At 62.4% G+C, this 18,838-nt stretch carries 16 protein-coding genes; 8 read left to right on the top strand and 8 right to left on the bottom strand.

Annotation, left to right across the window (positions count from 1 at the left end; translation table 11 throughout):
* Nucleotides 1-282: 282 nt before the first annotated feature.
* From lptF to NKG60_RS06875, 7 genes are all read left to right on the top strand, one after another.
* Nucleotides 283-1,485 carry an LPS export ABC transporter permease LptF gene (lptF, locus tag NKG60_RS06905; protein ID WP_352862620.1) on the top strand — a complete coding sequence of 401 codons (1,203 nt, stop codon included), beginning with the start codon at nucleotides 283-285 and terminating at the stop codon, nucleotides 1,483-1,485.
* On the top strand, nucleotides 1,482-2,567 hold the full coding sequence (gene lptG, locus NKG60_RS06900; protein ID WP_023677695.1) for an LPS export ABC transporter permease LptG: 1,086 nt from the start codon (nucleotides 1,482-1,484) through the stop codon (nucleotides 2,565-2,567). Before lptF ends, lptG begins: the two co-directional genes overlap by 4 nt.
* Nucleotides 2,567-4,984 (top strand): LPS-assembly protein LptD, encoded by a 2,418-nt coding sequence (locus NKG60_RS06895; protein WP_352862621.1) that lies wholly within the window; start codon nucleotides 2,567-2,569, stop codon nucleotides 4,982-4,984. Before lptG ends, NKG60_RS06895 begins: the two co-directional genes overlap by 1 nt.
* Before the next feature lie 117 nt (nucleotides 4,985-5,101).
* Nucleotides 5,102-6,028, top strand: coding sequence for a peptidylprolyl isomerase (locus tag NKG60_RS06890; RefSeq protein WP_352667215.1), 927 nt, complete (start codon nucleotides 5,102-5,104; stop codon nucleotides 6,026-6,028).
* Between the two features lie 13 nt (nucleotides 6,029-6,041).
* Nucleotides 6,042-7,061: a 4-hydroxythreonine-4-phosphate dehydrogenase PdxA gene (gene pdxA / locus NKG60_RS06885; RefSeq protein ID WP_352862622.1), complete on the top strand. Its 1,020-nt coding sequence runs from the start codon at nucleotides 6,042-6,044 to the stop codon at nucleotides 7,059-7,061.
* A gap of 69 nt (nucleotides 7,062-7,130) precedes the next feature.
* The gene (gene rsmA / locus NKG60_RS06880) at nucleotides 7,131-7,970 is read left to right on the top strand and encodes a 16S rRNA (adenine(1518)-N(6)/adenine(1519)-N(6))-dimethyltransferase RsmA (RefSeq protein ID WP_352862623.1); all 840 of its coding nucleotides are present in this window, start codon (nucleotides 7,131-7,133) and stop codon (nucleotides 7,968-7,970) included.
* A gap of 75 nt (nucleotides 7,971-8,045) precedes the next feature.
* Nucleotides 8,046-8,339, top strand: a complete 294-nt coding sequence (locus NKG60_RS06875; RefSeq protein WP_352667223.1) for a DUF1330 domain-containing protein — start codon at nucleotides 8,046-8,048, stop codon at nucleotides 8,337-8,339.
* On the opposite strand, the gene gmk is transcribed toward NKG60_RS06875, so the two are convergent.
* The 7 genes from gmk to fabD all read right to left on the bottom strand — a co-directional run bounded on the left by gmk (nucleotide 8,340) and on the right by fabD (nucleotide 14,856).
* On the bottom strand, nucleotides 8,340-8,996 hold the full coding sequence (gene gmk, locus NKG60_RS06870) for a guanylate kinase (RefSeq protein WP_023719822.1): 657 nt from the start codon (nucleotides 8,994-8,996) through the stop codon (nucleotides 8,340-8,342).
* A 33-nt stretch (nucleotides 8,997-9,029) separates the two neighbouring features.
* The gene (locus NKG60_RS06865) at nucleotides 9,030-9,920 is read right to left on the bottom strand and encodes a YicC/YloC family endoribonuclease (RefSeq protein ID WP_352667225.1); all 891 of its coding nucleotides are present in this window, start codon (nucleotides 9,918-9,920) and stop codon (nucleotides 9,030-9,032) included.
* 137 nt (nucleotides 9,921-10,057) lie between these two features.
* A complete protein-coding gene (gene mltG / locus NKG60_RS06860) occupies nucleotides 10,058-11,278 on the bottom strand; it encodes an endolytic transglycosylase MltG (protein ID WP_352862624.1) in 1,221 nt (406 codons plus the stop codon).
* Between the two features lie 93 nt (nucleotides 11,279-11,371).
* Nucleotides 11,372-12,634, bottom strand: a complete 1,263-nt coding sequence (gene fabF, locus NKG60_RS06855) for a beta-ketoacyl-ACP synthase II (protein ID WP_352862625.1) — start codon at nucleotides 12,632-12,634, stop codon at nucleotides 11,372-11,374.
* 34 nt (nucleotides 12,635-12,668) lie between these two features.
* Nucleotides 12,669-12,905: an acyl carrier protein gene (locus NKG60_RS06850; protein ID WP_006203723.1), complete on the bottom strand. Its 237-nt coding sequence runs from the start codon at nucleotides 12,903-12,905 to the stop codon at nucleotides 12,669-12,671.
* A 187-nt stretch (nucleotides 12,906-13,092) separates the two neighbouring features.
* Complete coding sequence (fabG, locus tag NKG60_RS06845) at nucleotides 13,093-13,830, bottom strand: 3-oxoacyl-[acyl-carrier-protein] reductase (RefSeq protein WP_352862626.1); 738 nt, start codon at nucleotides 13,828-13,830, stop codon at nucleotides 13,093-13,095.
* A 60-nt stretch (nucleotides 13,831-13,890) separates the two neighbouring features.
* Entirely contained in the window at nucleotides 13,891-14,856 is a 966-nt protein-coding gene (gene fabD / locus NKG60_RS06840) for an ACP S-malonyltransferase (protein WP_352862627.1), read from the bottom strand.
* A 247-nt stretch (nucleotides 14,857-15,103) separates the two neighbouring features.
* On the opposite strand from fabD, the gene NKG60_RS06835 reads away from it, so the two are divergent.
* Nucleotides 15,104-17,029, top strand: coding sequence for an LTA synthase family protein (locus NKG60_RS06835; RefSeq protein ID WP_352862628.1), 1,926 nt, complete (start codon nucleotides 15,104-15,106; stop codon nucleotides 17,027-17,029).
* 31 nt (nucleotides 17,030-17,060) lie between these two features.
* Here the strand turns inward: NKG60_RS06835 and NKG60_RS06830 are convergent, their stop codons facing one another.
* A complete protein-coding gene (locus tag NKG60_RS06830) occupies nucleotides 17,061-18,605 on the bottom strand; it encodes a pilus assembly protein TadG-related protein (RefSeq protein ID WP_352974609.1) in 1,545 nt (514 codons plus the stop codon).
* Nucleotides 18,606-18,838: the final 233 nt, after the last annotated feature.

The raw sequence follows: 18,838 nt of genomic DNA, 5'->3' as shown, positions 1-18,838 counted from the left end.
TTGCCGCATTTGACAAGACTTTGGCCGAAATCGCTCCCATATGCGATATCGAACCATCCACGATTCGTCGCGGCACGGCCCCGCTTCCCGCCGCAACCTGTTGTTAACCAACAATGTTCGCCCTTTCTTATCCATTGCCGCCGACACTCCGGCCCAGCGGACTTTGCGATCCGGAACAGAACCCAGATCGAACCGCCAAACTGAGCCAGTTGTGCAGCCGGCGCCGGACGACTACCTTGTTCCAAGGCATGATGCCGTTCGAAATCGCCGAGAAAAGCCTTCATGAAGGTCGTTGAACGTTACATCATGCGCCGTGCTTTCGCGGTATTCGCGCTGGCGCTCGTCTGGACGCTGGCGATCGTGTGGACGACTCAGGTGCTCGCCCGCATCGACCTCGTCACCGATAGCGGTCAGTCGGCCCTCACCTTCTTCGAAGTCGCAGCGCTGATCATCCCGACGATCGTTCCGATCGTCGTGCCGTTCGCCCTGGTGGTCGCGGTCGCCCAGATCCTCAGCGTGATGAATTCGGATTCGGAGCTGGCCGTCATCAATGCCGCCGGCGCATCACGCTGGACTATCGTCAGGCCGATCATGCTTCTGGCACTCGCAGCCAGCGTTTTTTCCTTCGCCGTCGACAATGGCGTCGACCCATACGCACGCCAGAAGAATCGCGAGTTGATTGCGTCGTCGCGTGCCGATCTGTTGTCGTTGATCATCCAGGAAGGCACCTTCCGCAAGATTGATGACGGCCTGTTCCTGCAGGTCGGCGAACGGCTTCCCGACAATCGCCTCGGCGGCATCTTCGTCGCCGATTCGCGCGAAGAAGGCGTCAATCTCATCTACTACGCCAAGACCGGCAGCATCATCGAACGCGGCGACGAGAAGGTGCTGATGATGAATGACGGCGTCATCCATCGCAAAACCATGACCGGCGACCTCTCGGTGATCCGGTTCACCTCCTATGCCTTCGACTTGTCCGCTTTCATGTCGGCATCATCTGACATCCTGCTTTTGCCGAAGGACCGGACGACCCAGTATCTGCTCAACCCCAGTCCGAACGACAAGATGTACCAGCAAAAGCCGAACAGGTACCTGGCCGAGCTCAACCAGCGTTTTTCCGAGTGGTCCTATTCGCTCGTCTTCGCGCTGATCGCGCTCGCCGTCGCCGGAGATGCGCGCTCGCATCGCGAGGCGCGTGTGCACCCGCTGATCACGGCAATCGCGATCGCGCTGTTCGTACGCTGGCTCGGGTTCTTTGCCGCCGGCAAGGCCGACAAGGTGCCGCAATATGCCTATATGGTCTACGGCGTCCCGATCATGGCATCTGCGATCGCCATCTGGTTCATTGTTTCCAACCGGACCATGGAACTGCCGGTTGCCTGGGCCGATTGGATAACCAATCTTGCCGGCCGCTTCAGTGACGGCTGGGGCGCTATCAAGCTCCGTTTTGCCAGGCATGGCGCATCCGGACAGGGAGCCGGCTGATGGGCTGGACTCTGGGTCGGTACTTCTTCTTTCGCTATGTGACGATCACCATCTGGTTCTTCATCGGCCTCTTGGCGCTGGTGTTCCTGATCGATTTCACCGAGCTTTCCGGCCGCACGACCGGCGTGCCGGGCTTCACCTACGCAACTGCGTTCGCCATTTCGGGGCTCAGGATGCCCATGATCATGCTGCAGACGGTGCCGTTCGTCGGCCTGTTCTCGGCGATGGCGACCCTGGTGTCGCTCAATCGCAAGTATGAATTGGTCATCGCCCGTTCCGCCGGGGTTTCCGCATGGCAGTTCCTGCTGCCATGCTGCATCGGGGCGCTGCTGTTTGGAGCCTTGTCGGTCGGCGTCATCAATCCGGTAGCCGCGCACGCCTATTCCTGGTCGGAGGAGATCGAGACCCAGCTCCGTTCGGGCAAGTCGAACAGCGTCTCGGCCGATGCCGCGCCCTGGATCAGGCAGAAAACCAACGCCGGCGACACCATCATCGGCGCGCGCGCCATTCTCAATCAAGGCCTGGAGATGGCCGACGCTGTCTTCTTCAGTTTCAGCCCGCAAGGCGACATCATCGAGCGCAAGGATGCGGCGCGCGCCTTTTTGCGGGACGGCTACTGGGAATTGCAGGACGTCAAGGTGTTCCGGGACGGCACCATCCAGTCGTTGCCCAGCGATCGGCTGCCGACCAATCTCAAGCCGGAATTCGTGCAAGAGCGGTTGGCGCGCCCTGAGACCATTCCCTTCTACGATCTGCCCGGCAAGATCGAAGTGGCCCGCTCCTTCGGCCTCAAAGCAAATGCCTTCGCCATGCAGTTCAATTCCCTGATTGCGCTGCCTTTCCTGCTTGTCGCGATGACGCTGATTGCGGCAACGGTATCAATGCGATTTGCGAGGATGGGGCAGTCGGCAACGATGATTCTGGGTGGCATCGTGGCCGGCTTTCTGCTTTATGTCGTTTCGGTGCTGGTCAAGGCATTCGGCGTAGCGGGATTCGTACCCACTGCCGTAGCGGCTTGGGTCCCGGTTGTCGTGGCTATGTTCTTCGGGGTGACATTCCTGCTATACAAGGAAGACGGCTAGTGAGGGAGGCGGTTTTGCGCAGCCATAGGCACGCCGGTTTGGCACGCCTCTCTGCGGCGAGCGCCTTGGCATGCCTGCTTGCCAGCGTCGCCCCGATTGCTCCGGCTTTTGCCCAGGACGTCAGTGAGCTGGCAACGAAGGTTCCGAGCGGCACGCAGATGCTGCTGGCAGCCGATACGCTGGTCTACGACAACGACAAGCAGACTGTGACGGCCGTCGGCGGCGTCCAGATCGACTATGGCGGCAACCGTCTGGTCGCCCAGCGGGTCGAATACAACCGCAACACCAAACGTCTCGTCGCCAGCGGCAATGTCGAACTCGTCAATAGCGACGGCACCAAAATCTATTCGCAGCATGCCGACATCACCGACGATTTCGCGGACGGCTTCGTCAACGCGTTGCGTGTCGAGACCATAGACAAGGCGTATTTCGCCGCCGAAAGCGCGGAGCGCATGGGCGGCGTGCTGACGACGTTCCACAATGGCGTCTACACCGCCTGCGAGCCGTGCGAGGACAAGCCCGACAAAGCGCCGACCTGGCGTATCAAGGCCAGGAAGATCATCTGGAACGGCGAGAAGAAGACGGTTCGCTTCGAGAACTCGAATTTCGAGTTCTTCGGCTTTCCGCTGGCCTATCTGCCGGCTTTCGAGATCGCCGACCCAACGGTCAAGCGCAAGAGCGGCTTCCTGATCCCCGGCGTCGCCTACAAGAGCGATCTCGGCGTCGGTGTTAAAGTCCCCTATTATTTCGCGCTCTCGCCGACCTACGATCTCACTGTCACCGGCAGCGGCTATACCAAGCAAGGTTTCCTCGGTGAGGCCGAGTGGCGGCAGCGCTTCAACAACGGTCAGTACAGCCTGAAGATTGCGGGTATCCGGCAGGAGAATCCCGACGCCTTCATCGACGACAATGGCCACAACGTGAATTCGGGTACAGCAGGCGACCCGAACAGGTTCCGCGGCATGATGGGCACCCAGGGCCAGTTCGCCATCAACCCGCGCTGGGACTTCGGCTGGGACATCCTGCTGCAGAGCGACAAGAATTTCGCGCGCACCTACGACATCGATGGCTTCAACGATAGCGTGCACCGCTCCGAGGTGTACCTGACGGGGCTCAACGATCGCAATTACTTCGATGTGCGCGCCATGCACTTCGACGTTCAGGAAGACACGCTCGCCAATGATCCGACCGCACGCGCCGCCAAGCAGCCCTGGGTGCTGCCCTCGCTCGACTACGCCTATATCCCCGACATGCCGGTGGCCGGCGGGCAGCTGTCGTTCGACGTCAACGCGCGGGGCATTGACCGCGACAGGCTCGATACGGCTCTTGCAAATTCGGGCATCCCTTCGTCCGTCAACAACGTCCGCGGCATCGACGGTCAATCCGGCCGCCTTACCGCGGAAGCGGAATGGAAGCGCACCTTCACCACCGATGGCGGGCTGCTGCTGACACCGCTCCTGGCGCTGCGCGGCGACGCCGGCTACGTCAACGCCTCCTCGGCCTCGCTCGACGCCATCAACCAGATGGCGACCAATCTCGGCGTCGAGGACGATATGCGTTCATCGCTTGCCCGCTACATGGCGACGGCCGGGCTTGAGATGCGCTGGCCGGTGCTGTTCTCGATGACCAGTTCCAGCCATGTCTTCGAACCGATGGCGCAAGTATTCATGCGTCCGAACGAGCAATATGTCGGCGGGCTGGCGGTCCCCAACGAGGACGCCCAGAGCTTCGTCTTCGACGCCACGACGCTGTTCGAGCGCGACAAGTTCTCGGGCTATGACCGCATGGAAGGCGGCACACGCGCCAATGTCGGGCTGCGCTATTCCGGCGCATATGACAATGGCTGGGGCACCAATGCGGTGTTCGGCCAATCCTACCAGCTCGGCGGCCAGAACTCGTTCGGCACGCCGGACCTGGTCAATGTCGGCGCCTATTCGGGTCTTGAAACTGCAACCTCCGACTATGTCGGCCTTGTCGGCTTCAACAGCCCCAGCGGGTTTTCCGGCTCGGTCAGCGGCCGTTTCGACGAGCAAAGCTTCGAGATCCGCCGCGCTGAGGTAAAGGCCGCCTTTTCAGGCCTGCCGGTATCGCTGAGCGCCAAATACGCCTTCATCCAGGCGCAGCCGCTCTATGGCTTCTCGACCGATCGCCATGAGGTTACGCTCGGCGCCTCGACACATCTTGCTGAGAATTGGCGCGTCTTTGGCACCGGCACATATGATCTGGAGCAGAGCGTTCTGGTCAAGGACGGGGTCGGCTTTGCCTATAGTGATTCATGCTTTACCTATTTGATGACGTTTTCGGAAAGACGTGACCTGAACACCAAGGAAGTATCGCAGAACGTCGGCTTCAACCTGTCGTTCCGTACGCTTGGCGATTTCGGCTCGTCGCAACGCTCCATCGACACCATCCAATAACGGGCAGCGGTCGGCAACGGGGCGGCTGGCGGACGACATTGTTTCGCCGCATAGAGCAGGCACGAATTTTGACGGCCTGAACTGGGATAGGTTGGGCCGAATCGGGATGGAATTGGGATGCTTTCGATGAGGAAATACCTCTTTTCAGCAGGGTTCGCGCTGCTGGTGGCGTTCTCGACCACCGCAGTGACGCAGCCAGTTTTCGCCACCGAGATCAAATACGTCGTCAACAACATACCGATCACCACCGGCGACATCCAGCATCGGGCCGCTTTCCTGCGCCTGCAGCACAGAAAGGGCGATGCCGGCCAGGAAATGATCGATCAGACGCTGCGTCTGGCCGAAGCCCGGCGGCTCGGCATCCGCATCAGCGACGCGCAGGTCGATGCCGCTTATCAGCGTTTCGCTACCAGCAACAAGATGCCGCTCAAGCAGCTTGACGGCGCGATGGCGCAATCCGGCGTCACCAAGGAGCATTTCAAGGACTTTATCCGGGCGCAGATGGCCTGGAACCAGGCGCTGACCGCGCGTCACCGTTCTAGCGACGGCGGCGGCGCAATGGGCGAGCAGGACCTCGTCAAGCGCATGCTCGAAAAAGGCGGTAGCAAACCGAGCGCCACAGAGTACATGTTGCAGCAGGTCATCTTCGTGGTGCCGGCCGCCGAGCGAAGCGCTACGCTGGCCAAGCGCAAACGCGAAGCCGACGCCATGCGCGCCCGCTTCAACGGCTGCAACACCACGCGCGAATTCGCCAAGGGCCTGATCGATGTCACTGTTCGCGATCTCGGCCGGGTGTTGGCGCCGCAATTGCCGGCGGACTGGGCCGAGCAGATAAAGGCTACAAAGGTCGGCGGCGCCACCACGACCCGCGAAACCGACCGCGGTGTCGAATTCATCGGCATCTGCTCGTCGCGCGAAGTGTCAGACGACAAAGCCGCGCAGATGGTGTTCCAGAGTGAAGATTCGAGCGACAAGAACGCCGACGAGCTCTCGAAGAAATATGTCGAGGAGTTGCGGAAGAAAGCCCGCATAATCGAGCGCTGAAGTCGCGATCGCCGTGCCTGATGCAGAGCTTCCGCTGGCGTTGAGCGTCGGCGATCCGTCCGGCGTAGGGCCGGAAATCGCCATCGCTGCTTGGCGGGCCCGCGATAGCGCTGGCGTTCCGTCTTTTTATCTCCTTGCCGATCCGGCACTGATTGCCGCGCGGGCGCACAGGCGCGGCACCGATATCGCGATTGTCGAGACGACGCCGGCGCAAGCGCCGGGGGTGTTTTCGCGCGCGCTGCCGGTGGTGGCGCTTGCTGCCCGTTTCGTCGACAGTCCCGGCCGCCCGGATCCAGCCAACGCTGCGGGCATCATCGAGGCGATCGACCGCGCCGTTGCCGACTGCCTGGCCGGCCGGGCTGCCGCGGTCGTCACCTGCCCCATTGCCAAAAAGCCGCTCTACGATGCCGGCTTTCGCTTTCCCGGCCACACCGAATATCTGGCGCATCTGGCATCGCTTCACACCGGCACCGAAGCGACGCCTGTGATGCTGCTTGCCGGTCCGGACTTGCGCACCGTGCCGGTCACCATCCACATCGCACTGGCCGAGGTGCCGAAGGCGCTGACGACCGACCTGATCGTCGCCACCGGCCGCATCACCGCCGCCGACCTTGCAAACCGGTTCGGAATTGCCAAGCCGCGGCTCGCCATTGCTGGCCTCAACCCGCATGCCGGCGAAGGCGGCGCGATGGGCACCGAAGACGAGCGGATCGTGCGCCCGGCGATCGATCGGCTGAGGCAGGAAGGGATCGACGCCTTCGGGCCATTGCCGGCCGACACGCTGTTTCACGCTCGCGCCCGCGCCGGCTACGACGTGGCGCTCTGCATGTATCACGACCAGGCGCTGATCCCGGCCAAGACGCTGGCGTTTGACGAGGCAGTCAACGTCACGCTCGGCCTGCCCTTCGTCCGCACCTCGCCCGACCACGGCACCGCCTTCGACATTGCCGGCAAGGGCATCGCCCGTGCCGACAGCCTGATTGCGGCGCTGAAACTCGCTCGCCTGCTTGCCGATGCCGGGAAAAGGCCGTAGGCCCCTGAGCCCAATGAGCCCAATTCGATGGCCTTAACCCGATGAGCCCAGCCCGATGAGCCCAGTCCGATGACCATAGACGGCCTGCCGCCACTGCGCGAGGTGATCGAGCGCCACGGGCTGCAGGCGAAAAAGGCGCTCGGCCAGAATTTTCTGCTCGACCTTAACCTGACAAGCAAGATTGCGCGAGCCGCCGGTGACCTTTCCCATGTTACGGTTATCGAGGTCGGTCCCGGCCCGGGCGGGCTGACTCGAGCCCTGCTCCTCAACGGCGCCCGGCGAGTCGTCGCGATCGAGCGCGACGAGCGTTGCCTGGCGGCTTTGGCCGAGATCGCGAACCACTATCCGGGTCGGCTCGAGATCGTAGCCGGCGATGCGCTGAAAACTGATTTTGCAGCGCTTGCCAAAGGAGTGCCGGGAAGCGGCGGGTCGGCGAAAATCGTTGCCAACCTGCCTTACAATATCGGTACCGAATTGCTGATCCGCTGGCTGACCGTCACCGAGTGGCCGCCTTTCTACGCATCGATGACGCTGATGTTCCAGCGCGAGGTTGCCGAACGCATTGCAGCCAGCCCCGGCAGCGAGGCCTATGGCCGGCTCGGCGTGCTGGCAAGCTGGCGGACGGAGGCGAGGATTGCCTTCGACGTACCGCCGCAGGCGTTCACGCCGCCACCCAAGGTGACGTCCTCGGTGGTGCATCTGGTGCCGCGCGCCAACCCCTTGCCGGCAGAGGTGAAACGGCTCAGCCGCGTCACCGAAGCGGCATTCGGCCAGCGCCGGAAAATGCTGCGGCAGAGCGTGAAAAGCCTCGGCGGCGAGGCGCTGCTCACCCGCGCCGGCATCGATCCGACCAGGCGTGCGGAGACGCTCAGCGTCGAGGAATTCGTGCGGCTGACGAATGCGGTGTGATGCCGGGAAGCGTCCGCGTGGAATTTCCGCACTCATGGCATAGATAGCCGGACAGACCCTGCCCGGAGACAAACAGTGGCCGCCTATGTCATTTCCGACGTCACAATCCGTGACGCAGAGGCTATCGAAGCCTATCGCGCCCGCGCGGCTGCCTCCATCGCCCAGCATGGCGGGCGCTATCTGGTACGCGGCGGCGAGGTGGAAATGTTGGAAGGCGACTGGTCTCCCGGGCCGCTGATCATCGTGGAATTCCCCGACATGGACACGGCGCGGCGTTGGTACCGCTCCCCAGAATATGCCGCGGCACTGGAACTGCGCGACGCCGCGCTCAGCCGCAATCTGATCCTGGTCGCGGGGACAGCGCCTTGATCAATCCGTCTTTTCGTCGAGCAGCCCCGAGACGAAATCGAACAGGCCCGGCCGGCGATCGCGTCTGAGCCGTTCGGCCGTGACGATGCCGCGCACCTCGGCGAAAGCGCGGTCGAGATCGTCGTTGACGATGACGAAATCATATTCCTTCCAGTGCTCGATCTCGTTGCGGGCGTTCTTGAGCCGCGTCTCGATCACCGCTTCCTGGTCCTCGGCGCGACGCTTCAGCCGCGCCTTCAATTCCTTCATCGATGGCGGCAGGATGAAGATCGAGACGATATCGGCGCGCATCTTCTCCTTGAGCTGCTGGGCGCCTTGCCAGTCGATGTCGAACAGCATGTCGCGGCCTTCGGCCAGCGCCTGTTCAGCCGGCTCGCGCGGCGTCGCGTAGCAATTGCCGTGCACCTCGGCCCATTCGAGCAGCGCGTCCGAATCGCGCAGCCGCTCGAACTCGCGCATGGTGCGGAAGTGATAATGGACGCCCTCGATCTCACTGCCGCGGCGTGGCCGCGTGGTGACCGAGACCGACAATTCGAGGCTGGAATCGCTCTCCAGCAGGTTGCGCGCAATCGTCGACTTGCCAGCGCCTGACGGCGACGACAAGACCAGCATCAGCCCGCGGCGCCGAATGCGGGAACCCACATCCCTAGTGGTCATGGGGCTTGGCAGTCATGTGGCTTGGCATCGGGATCATTCCAGATTCTGGACCTGTTCGCGAAACTGGTCGACGACCGCCTTCAGTTCCAGCCCGATGGCGGTGACCGCAGCGGCATTCGACTTGGAACACAGCGTATTCGATTCGCGGTTGAATTCCTGTGCCAGGAAATCGAGCTTGCGGCCGATGGCGCCACCGCCGGCGAGCAGCGCCCGCCCCGACACCACGTGCGTCTTCAGCCGGTCGATTTCCTCGCGTATGTCGGCCTTGGTGGCCAGGAACGCCGCTTCCATATGCAGCCGGCTGGCATCCAGGTTGGCAGACGCGTCCATCAACAGGCGGATCTGCTCGGCGAGCCTTTCGCGGATCGTGGCCGGCTCGCGTGATGGATCGGCCTCGGCCCGCAGCGTCAGCGCCTCGATGGCATCGATATGGCCGGACAGCAGGGAACGAAGCGCGGCACCTTCGCCCTGGCGCGCCTGCTGCAGCCCGCTCAATGCAGCTTCCAGCGCCGACAGTATCGCGGTATCAAGCGCACTGCGCGCCTCTTCGGTTTCGATGGTTTCGGGAATGTCGAGGACGCCGCGCAGCGCAAGCAGCCCGTCGGCCCCCGGAGGGGCTACTCCAAACTGCTCCTGCAGCCGCTTGGCCAACCCCGCCAGATCCTTCAAGAAAGCCTCGTTGACCACGGGTTGCACTTGCGCGCCGGCGGCGCGGCCAATGGTCAGCGTCATCTGGAAATTGCCGCGCGCAAAACGCTTTTGTACCGTCTGCCGGACGGCCGGCTCCAGCCGGTCGAAACCTTGCGGCAGCCGCAGCCTGACCTCGACGCTTTTGCCGTTGACGGACTTGGCTTCCCAGGCAATCGAAGTGCCGTCGTGTTCGGCGACACTGCGCGCAAAACCGGTCATGCTCTGCAAGTTCATGTAGCCGTGCGTCCCTTTGCCGAATGCCCTTCAAGCCGGAGCGATTTCTCCGGACAGGATCACGTGAATTTCAATGCCATAGCAGCCCTTGCACATCCACCCGGACATGCACAGGGCCAACCTGATGGCGTCCGGCCCTACTGGGCGGCGGTGGCGCCCGCATCGTCAACGATGGCTCCCGCCGGCGTGTCGGCCCCGGTGTTGGTTGCCCCGGCCTTGGCGGCGTCTTGCGCCTGCTTTTTCAGCAGTGCTCGGTAGCGAGCGACATTCTCGTTATGCTCATCGAGCGTCGAGGCAAAGACGTGCCCGCCGCTGCCATCTGCGACGAAGTAGAGATCGCTGGTCTTCGACGGATTGGCGACGGCCTCCAGCGCCGCACGGCCGGGATTGGCGATCGGCGTCGGCGGTAAGCCGTTGATCAGATAGGTGTTGTAGGGCGTCGGCTTCTGGATGTCCGACTGATAGATCGGGCGGTCGATGGGTTTGCCCTTGCCGCCGAACAGGCCGTAGATGATGGTTGGATCCGACTGCAGCCGCATACCCTTGGCCAGCCGGTTGAGGAAGACGGCGGCTACGCGCGAGCGTTCATCGCCCTTGCCGGTCTCCTTCTCGACGATCGAGGCCAGTGTGACAAAATCCTCAATGTTGGCGATCGGCAGATCCGGTGCTCGGCGCTGCCAGACTTCGTCGACCAGCTTCTTCTGGTCGGCCAGAAGCTTGTCGACCATCTGCTGGCGTGTTGCGCCGCGGGTGAAACGCAACGTGTCGGTGGCGAGGCTGCCCTCAGGTGGAGTGGTCGACGGCATATCGCCGGTCAGCGCGTCCTGCTCCGCGATTCGTTGCAGCGCCTGCGCGACCGTCAGCCCCTCGGGGATAGTCAGCGAATACATCACCGACTTGCCGCTCTTCAGCAGTTCCATGATATCGTGCATCGACGCCTGCGGCTTGATCTCGTATTCGCCGGCCTTCAGGGCGGAATCATTGCCGAAGGCGCGTACGCCAAGGCGGAAAATACGGGCGTCGCTGATCAGCCCTCGCCGCTCAAGCTGGTCGGCGATCTCCTGGACGCCGCTATTCGGCTTGACCAGGAAAGTGTCGCCATTGGCCGACGGGCCAGGCTCGTTGAACTCCTGCTTGCCGAAATACAGCGCAACGCCTGCCGCCAGGACCATCAGCATCACCGAAGAGATGACGAAGTTCATGAACACGACGAACTGGCTGCGCGAGGCACGCGAGCGCTTCGGCGGCGGCGTGCCGGCCTCGGGCCGCAACGCCTCGCTGGCCGTCTTCGGCACGATCGGGCCGGGCGTTGCCGCCCGTTGCCCGAATTCCCCGTTATCGGCCGGATTAGTGTTCATAGCGCCCTACCAATTGATCTTGCGACGAATCCCCTCGGGCAGAGTAGGGGCGAATATGGCAAAATTGACGGCAGACGGAAACCGGCAGAGCGGTCAGCCATTGTAGCGCTGGAAGACGAGCGAGGCGTTGGTGCCACCGAAGCCGAAGGAGTTGGACAGCGCCACGTCGATCTGCCGGGCTCGCGGCTTGTGCGGCACCAGGTCGATCGCCGTTTCGCGCTCCGGATTGTCGAGATTGATGGTCGCCGGCGCGATGTTGTCGCGAATGGCGAGGATCGAAAAGATCGCCTCGGCAGCACCAGCCGCGCCCAGCAGGTGGCCAATCGACGATTTGGTCGACGACATCGATATCTTCGAGGCGGCGTTGCCGACCAGCCGCTCGACGGCGCCGAGTTCGATCGTATCGGCCATGGTCGAGGTGCCGTGCGCGTTGATGTAGTCGACATCGGCCGGCGTCAGCTTCGCCCGGTTCAGCGCCGCGGTCATGCAACGGAAAGCGCCGTCGCCATCCTCGGCAGGCGCGGTGATGTGATAGGCGTCACCGGTCAGACCGTAGCCGGTGACCTCGGCATAGATCTTGGCGCCGCGGGCCTTGGCGTGTTCGAGTTCCTCGAGCACGACAACACCGGCGCCCTCTCCCATGACGAAGCCGTCGCGATCGCGATCATAGGGGCGTGAGGCCGTTTGCGGCGCGTCGTTGCGCTCGGTGGAGAGCGCGCGGCAAGCGGCGAATCCGGCGATCGAGAGCCTCGTCACCGGCGCTTCGGCGCCGCCCGCGACCATAACGTCGGCATCGCCCCAGATGATCAGCCGGGCGGCATCGCCGATGGCATGCGCACCGGTCGAGCAAGCGGTGACGACGGCATGGTTGGGGCCTTTCAGCCCATGCCGGATCGAGACCTGACCGGAGACGAGGTTGATGATCTGGCCGGGAATGAAGAACGGGCTGATGCGGCGCGGACCGCGTTCCTTGAGGATCATCGCATTCTCGGCGATGCCTTCGATGCCGCCGATGCCCGAACCGATCAGCACGCCAGTGGCGCACTGTTCCTCATGCGTCTTCGGCTGCCAGCCGGAATCCTTGAGTGCCTCGTCGGCGGCCGCGATCCCGTACAGGATGAAGTCGCCGATCTTGCGCAGTTCCTTCGGCTCGAGAACGGCTTCAGGATTGAAAGTGGCATTGGAGCCGTCACCGCGCGGAATGACGTGGGCGACCTTGCAGGCAAGGTCTTCCACCTCGAATTCGGTGATGCGCTTGGCTGCGCTGCGGCCGGTCAGAAGCTCCTTCCAGCTGTGCTCGAAGCCCATGCCGAACGGCGAAAGCAGCCCAAGGCCCGTGACGACGACACGCCTCATCGCAGGTCCTCCCCGGTGATGACTGCAAATAGCGTCAGGCGGAGGCCTTGTCGATGTATTTCACCGCATCGCCAACAGTCAGGATGGTCTCGGCGGCGTCGTCCGGGATTTCGACACCGAACTCTTCTTCGAACGCCATGACAAGTTCGACCGTGTCGAGGCTGTCCGCGCCCAGATCATCGATGAAGCTCGCCTGCTCCGTCACCTTGTCGGCATCGACGCCAAGGTGCTCGATGACGATCTTCTTGACGCGCTCTGCGGTGTCACTCATTTGGGCATCCTCGTCTTTTGGTTGTCTGTCTTCGTTAGCGGGCAGAATGCCGCTAATCAAGCTGAAAGATGGTCCTTCCGGAAACGCAGCGGAACAGGACCGGTTTTTGCCCGAACCGCCGGGTTGCGGGCGGCATTACACGAAAAATCCCGTGCATCCAAGATGGAATGAAGCGTTTTCCCAAGTGTTAGATCATGGCCATGCCGCCATTGACATGAATGGTCTGGCCGGTGACGTAGGCTGCCTCATTGGAAGCGAGGTAGGCGACGGCAGAGGCGACTTCGGCGCCCGTGCCCATGCGCCGGGTCGGGATCGCCGCCATGATCGCCTCTTTCTGCTTGTCGTTGAGCTTGGCGGTCATCGCCGATTCGATGAAGCCCGGGGCGACGCAGTTGACGGTGATATTGCGGGTGGCGATCTCCTGCGCCAGCGACTTGGAAAAGCCGATCATACCGGCTTTGGAGGCGCAGTAATTGGTCTGGCCGGGATTGCCGGTGACGCCAACCACTGAGGTGATGTTGATGATGCGGCCATGGCGGCGTCGCATCATCGGATGGGTAAGCTCGCGGGTCAGCCGGAACACGGCGGTCAGGTTGACCTCGAGCACGCTATCCCAGTCGGCATCAGACATGCGTACGAACAACCCGTCCTTGGTGATGCCGGCATTGTTGACGAGGATGTCGACGCCTTCGAGATCGGCCTCCGCCTTCTGGCCGAGCGCCTTGACGTCGTCGCGATTGGAAAGATCGGCCGGGAAAAGCTTGACCCGGTCGCCCAGTTCGGCGGCCAGCGCTTCCAGTTTCTCGATACGTGTGCCGTGCAGGCCGACTATGGCGCCCTGGGCATGCAGCACGCGGGCGATCGCCTCGCCGATGCCCCCCGATGCGCCGGTGACGAGCGCCTTGCGGCCGGTCAATTCGAACATTCTTGCCTCCTGATCTGAGCGAACACCCTTCGCATGGAGCGGTGTCAAATCGCCAGTTGATTATGCAAGTTTCGCCAGCGCCGCCTCGACATCCGCCGCGGATCCGATGGCAGCGGTGGCAATATCGCGGTTGATGCGGCGCGCCAGCCCCGACAACACCTTGCCGGCGCCCACTTCGTAAAGTGTGCCGACGCCGTTGCTGCCGAACCACTCCACCGTTTCGCGCCAGCGCACGCGCCCGACCACCTGTTCGACGAGGCGGCGGGCAATCTCGTCGGGATCGCTCGTCGGGGTCACCGTAACATTGGAGACCAGCGGCACGACCGGCGCACTCTTCGTCACGGCGGCCAGCGCCTCCCGCATGATCTCGGCCGCAGGCTTCATCAATGCCGAATGGAAGGGCGCCGAGACCTGCAGCATCAGCGCCCGCTTGGCGCCCTTCTCCGTGCATAGCTTCGCCGCCAGTTCGACCGCCGGCCTGGCACCGGAGATCACCAGCTGGCCGCCGCCATTGTCATTGGCGATCTGGCAAACCAAGGCTTGCGCGGGATCTTTGGCGGCGCCTTGGGCGGCCTCTGCGCAAGCGGCCTCGACGTCGGCCTGTTCGAGCCCGATGATCGCCGCCATGGCGCCCTCGCCGGCCGGTACAGCCGCCTGCATGGCATTGCCGCGGATACGCAACAGCCGGGCGGCGTCGGCGACCGAAACGAAACCAGCGGCCGCAAGTGCCGAATATTCACCGAGCGAGTGGCCGGCGACATAGGTGACCTCGCCGTTCAGCGAGAAGCCACGCGCCTCCAGCGCCCGGACTGCGGCAAGTGACACCGCCATCAGCGCCGGCTGGGCATTGGCGGTCAGCGTCAGCATCTCTTCCGGGCCTTCCCAGATCAGCTGCGATAGTTTTTCGCCGAGCGCGTCGTCGACTTCCTCGAAGATCCGCCGTGATTCCACAAAAGTATCGGCGAGGTCCTTGCCCATGCCGACAGCCTGGCTGCCCTGCCCCGGAAAGGTGAATGCGATGGCCATAGTCGGCTCCCAGCTGCTGGTTCTCGTTGCCTGTGACGCAAGGCGTGCGGCCAAGTCAAGCCCAACCTTGACCGCGCAATGTCGGCCGAGTGCCTGTTTCGGCAGGCTTTTTGGCGATCACTCATGATGAAAACCGCTCACGATTTGTTTGCTGGCTCTTCTTATTTCCGCCGCAGGCGCTAAGCTTTGCGTGACAGTTCGATGACAATCGAGTGACGCTTTTGTTGCGGGCCGGGGAACTATTGAAGTGGCAAAGACCAAGCAGAGCGCAGCCGAGGCGGCGCCCCAGTTTCTTGAAGGCGATCCGTCGACCGGCTATCTGCCGGCGCGCAAATGGCCTGTCATCCGCTATGGGCTTATCAGCTTGCTGGCTGCGGCCATCCTGGTGTTTGCCATCGAACTGATCGTGCGCGGCAACTTTGCCGGCACCGTTGATTTCTTTCTCCAGCCTTTCAAACCCGGCTGGACCACGATCATCATTTTTGCTCTGATCCTCATCGGCCTCGACGCCGTGCTCGGCCGCAGCCATCAGAGCCTGATGATCGTCGCGCCGCTGACATTGTCGCTGGCGTTCGTCGGCCACCAGAAGTCGCTCTATCTCGGCGATCCGCTCTATCCGACCGATTTCCTCTATTCCCGGCAGATCGTGGCACTGATGCCGCTCCTGGTACGCGATCGCCCGGGAACCGCCATTGCCCTGGCGATCGGCATCGTCGGCGGGCTGTCGCTGCTCGTCTATGGCTGGCGGCTATGGCGCCGCCGGGTCCCGGCACTCAGCCACAAGGGCCGCCTTGCCCGGCTGACGCTGACGGTGCCGCTGATCGCCTTCTTCGTCTCCATCATGGACTATGCCACTTTCTCGTGGACGCGCGACCGGCTGCAGATCATCCCGATCATGTGGGACCAGAAGGAAAACTATGCCTCAAACGGTTTTGCGCTCGCCTTCGCGTTGAACGTCCCGATGGCCCACGTCTCGGCGCCGCCCGGCTATTCCGACAAGGCGATCGAAGCGATAGGCAAACCGCAGGTAACGGCCTCGGTACCCGCCGAGAAGCCCGACATCATCGTCGTCATGAGCGAATCCTTTTGGGATCCGACCAAGCTGCCCGGCGTCACCATCACACCCGACCCTATCCCCAATGTGCGGGCACTGCGCACGGGCTACATGTTCTCGCCCGAATTCGGCGGCATGACGGCCAACATCGAGTTCGAGGCCCTGACCGGCTTTTCCAACGCCTTCCTGCCGGCGGGCAGCATTCCCTACCAGCAATATGTGCGGACACCGACCCCCTCGCTGGCGACCTTCCTGAAAAGTCAGGGCTACCGCGCGCGTGCCATCCATCCCGGAACCAACTGGTTCTGGAACCGGGGAGCCGTCTATGCCGATTTCGGCTTCAACGACTTCAAGTCCGAGGAAACGTTGCCGCCCATGCAAAAACGCGGACCGCTCGCGTCGGACGCAGCTATGACGGACGAGATCATCCACGAGGCCGATACCAGCGCCGAGCCGGTCTTCTTTTTCGCCGTCAGCCTGCAGAACCACGGACCATATGAGCCGTATCGCTATAACAATCCGACCCACAAGGTGCAGGCGCCGATCAGCCAATGGGCGCGTGAATCGCTGTTGAGCTATGCCGAAGGCTCTTCCGACGCGGACCGCGGCCTCGAGCGGCTGATCGAATGGGCGAAGAAACGCGAGCGGCCGACCGTCATTGCCTTCTTCGGCGACCATCTGCCGCCGCTTGGGCCGGTCTACGTCGAGACCGGCTTCCTGAAGGACAATGTCGCGCCGCGCAAGGAGGCGGCCGACCAGATGCTGCTGCACCACCAGACGCCGTTGATCGTCTGGTCGAACCGCGGCGGCCCGGCCGAGGATCTAGGCGCCGTCAGCCCGGCCTTTCTGCCCTACCATATCCTCAAGACGGCCGGCATCAGTCATCCCTATTACACCGGCTTCCTCGGCCAGTTGCGGGATCGCTACCGCGTTATCGATCGCAATTTGCTTTTGGCACCGGGGGGCGACGCCACCCCCGATTGGTCGCGTCAGAAAGAGATCGATCCGGCGATCCGCGACTTCCGTCTGCTGCAATACGACATGATGTTCGGCAAGCGCCATGCGGCGCCCGATTTTTTCCCTGAAACAACAGGCAAAGTGGCTGCACACACGAGTTGAGCAGTGGCGGCGGGAGAGCGGCCGACGTCGTTCAGTTCGTCAAGTGCAGTTGCGAAATCGAGCTTCCGATCTTCAAGAAGACGCTTTCGAGCTGACTGACGTCGTTGGTCGGGTAATAGTCCGACGGCGACGATGCGCAGGCCTCGTAGAGCTTGCGGTTGGCTGCGGTGTCGGCCTGCAGCAGCACTGTGAAGATCTGCACGTCCTGCTTCTTCAACGTGTTGCATACATTGGTTGTCCAATCGTCGACATTGCGCGCAGCCGCGGTCTGGTCGCTGGATCCAAACCGACCCGAGGCCAGGAATCCGTAAGAGCCATAGTCCGACTTCTGTGGCGTATCCTTCGCGCCATAGACAACATTCTCGCCGTCTGTGAGCAGCAGCACCGTTTTGGTCGTGCCTGACGCCCTGAAAGGCGCGCCGTCGCTGTAAGGCGGTTCCGGCGAGAGCACCCGCATCCCCCATGACAAGCCTTCCGAAACATTGGTCCCCGAACCGTTCCATTCGATCATCTCACCGACGGCCTTACGCAACTTGTCGAAATCGTCGGTCAGCGGCACTATCGGCGTCGGGCAGGCCCGGTTTGGGCCGATAGTCAGCGGGCCTCTCTTGTCGTTGATCAGTTTCATCGTCGAAAAACTGTACTTCGCCATGTCGCCGGTGAGGCCGGGAAGCAGGGAGATAACGGTATCGTCGAGATAGGAATTGTTGTAGCCGGTCGCTGAATTGCCGTAGGAGCTGTTTGGATTTTTAGCGTTACCTGGATCGTCCGGCGCGAAATAGGGTACAAACAGGGTGTCCGGTTTGTTTTGGTCGGGCGAAATGTCGGAAACATTGTTGGTTCCGGGCCGCGCTTCGACGCAGCCTCTCCATTCGACGCCCAATTGCTTGAACAGGTCCATATGGTTGACGCGCTTGCCGCCGACCAAGGGGAAATTGGCGCCATTGTTCGGCGATTTGCCGGCCATGTCGATCCAGGCCGGATCGTAGTCCTCGCCCTTGACGTTGACCGCGGTGACGAACGGCACCACCGCGACACGTACGCTGCGCGTCGGCGACTTCGCCGCTTCGAGCATATCGATCAGGGCCGTCGCCGCCGTCCGCAATGCGCCGATACGATCGTTGCTGGCCATCGACCCGGTATTGTCGAGCACCAGCACGACTTCGAGCTGATTGGTCGATTCGACGGCGCCTGCATCGACGGTGATGCGCTTGTCGTTGCCGAACAGGAAGGCGAAGTTCAAATTGACGTCTGCGGTAGCGACAGCCTTTGTCTGGATGTAATTGAGGCCCCTTTCCACGGTAAGCGTTGCTTCGGCGTTCCTCAACTCGCTGTGACCGGCGACATTGGTCTGGAAGTAGCGGTCGAAGACGTCCTTGCGCGAGGCCTCGATGTCGCCGAGATGCGAAGATGCAAGGTTCGCGGCATCGAGCGCGTTCTGCAAGCTGACCTTGGCCCTCATCAAGGTGGACACGTCCACGGCAAAGGCGACGGCGGTCAGAACCGCAGGCAGCCCGAACGCCAGCATCAGGGCAAAGTTGCCGCTCTTCGAACGGCAGAATTTGTCGAAAAGCATTTTTATCCCCAAACCGCCTTGCTGCCGACCTCGCGCAGACCGTTTGGTTTTGCATCCGCATGATGAACGACGGGTTGCCGCCACGCCCGCCGGTGCTGGAACTTCGCATGGTGGTTAAGGGCCGGTTTCAAAAAATCCGTAAAACCTTGCCTCGAGGCCCGTGGCGCTCTGGACGGTAGGGCCGTTTGCTCCGTGGTTTGGCCTTGCTTTGCGGTCAAATTCCTGTATAGACG

It is taken from the genome of Mesorhizobium sp. M1428 (assembly GCF_040317515.1).
In the GTDB taxonomy this organism is placed as follows: domain Bacteria; phylum Pseudomonadota; class Alphaproteobacteria; order Rhizobiales; family Rhizobiaceae; genus Mesorhizobium.
Note: the sequence above shows the minus strand (reverse complement) of the source record. Positions and strands in the feature narration are given on the sequence as shown.

Coding starts and splice junctions, on each gene's coding strand:
- NKG60_RS06865 (WP_352667225.1), bottom strand. CDS start 9,920: ATGAACTTGCAGAGCATGACCGGTTTTGCGCGCAGTGTCGCCGAACAC.
- fabG (WP_352862626.1), bottom strand. CDS start 13,830: ATGTTCGAATTGACCGGCCGCAAGGCGCTCGTCACCGGCGCATCGGGG.
- NKG60_RS06830 (WP_352974609.1), bottom strand. CDS start 18,605: ATGCTTTTCGACAAATTCTGCCGTTCGAAGAGCGGCAACTTTGCCCTG.
- NKG60_RS06890 (WP_352667215.1), top strand. CDS start 5,102: ATGCTTTCGATGAGGAAATACCTCTTTTCAGCAGGGTTCGCGCTGCTG.
- lptF (WP_352862620.1), top strand. CDS start 283: ATGAAGGTCGTTGAACGTTACATCATGCGCCGTGCTTTCGCGGTATTC.
- NKG60_RS06850 (WP_006203723.1), bottom strand. CDS start 12,905: ATGAGTGACACCGCAGAGCGCGTCAAGAAGATCGTCATCGAGCACCTT.
- fabD (WP_352862627.1), bottom strand. CDS start 14,856: ATGGCCATCGCATTCACCTTTCCGGGGCAGGGCAGCCAGGCTGTCGGC.
- fabF (WP_352862625.1), bottom strand. CDS start 12,634: ATGAGGCGTGTCGTCGTCACGGGCCTTGGGCTGCTTTCGCCGTTCGGC.
- rsmA (WP_352862623.1), top strand. CDS start 7,131: ATGACCATAGACGGCCTGCCGCCACTGCGCGAGGTGATCGAGCGCCAC.
- mltG (WP_352862624.1), bottom strand. CDS start 11,278: ATGAACACTAATCCGGCCGATAACGGGGAATTCGGGCAACGGGCGGCA.
- gmk (WP_023719822.1), bottom strand. CDS start 8,996: ATGACCACTAGGGATGTGGGTTCCCGCATTCGGCGCCGCGGGCTGATG.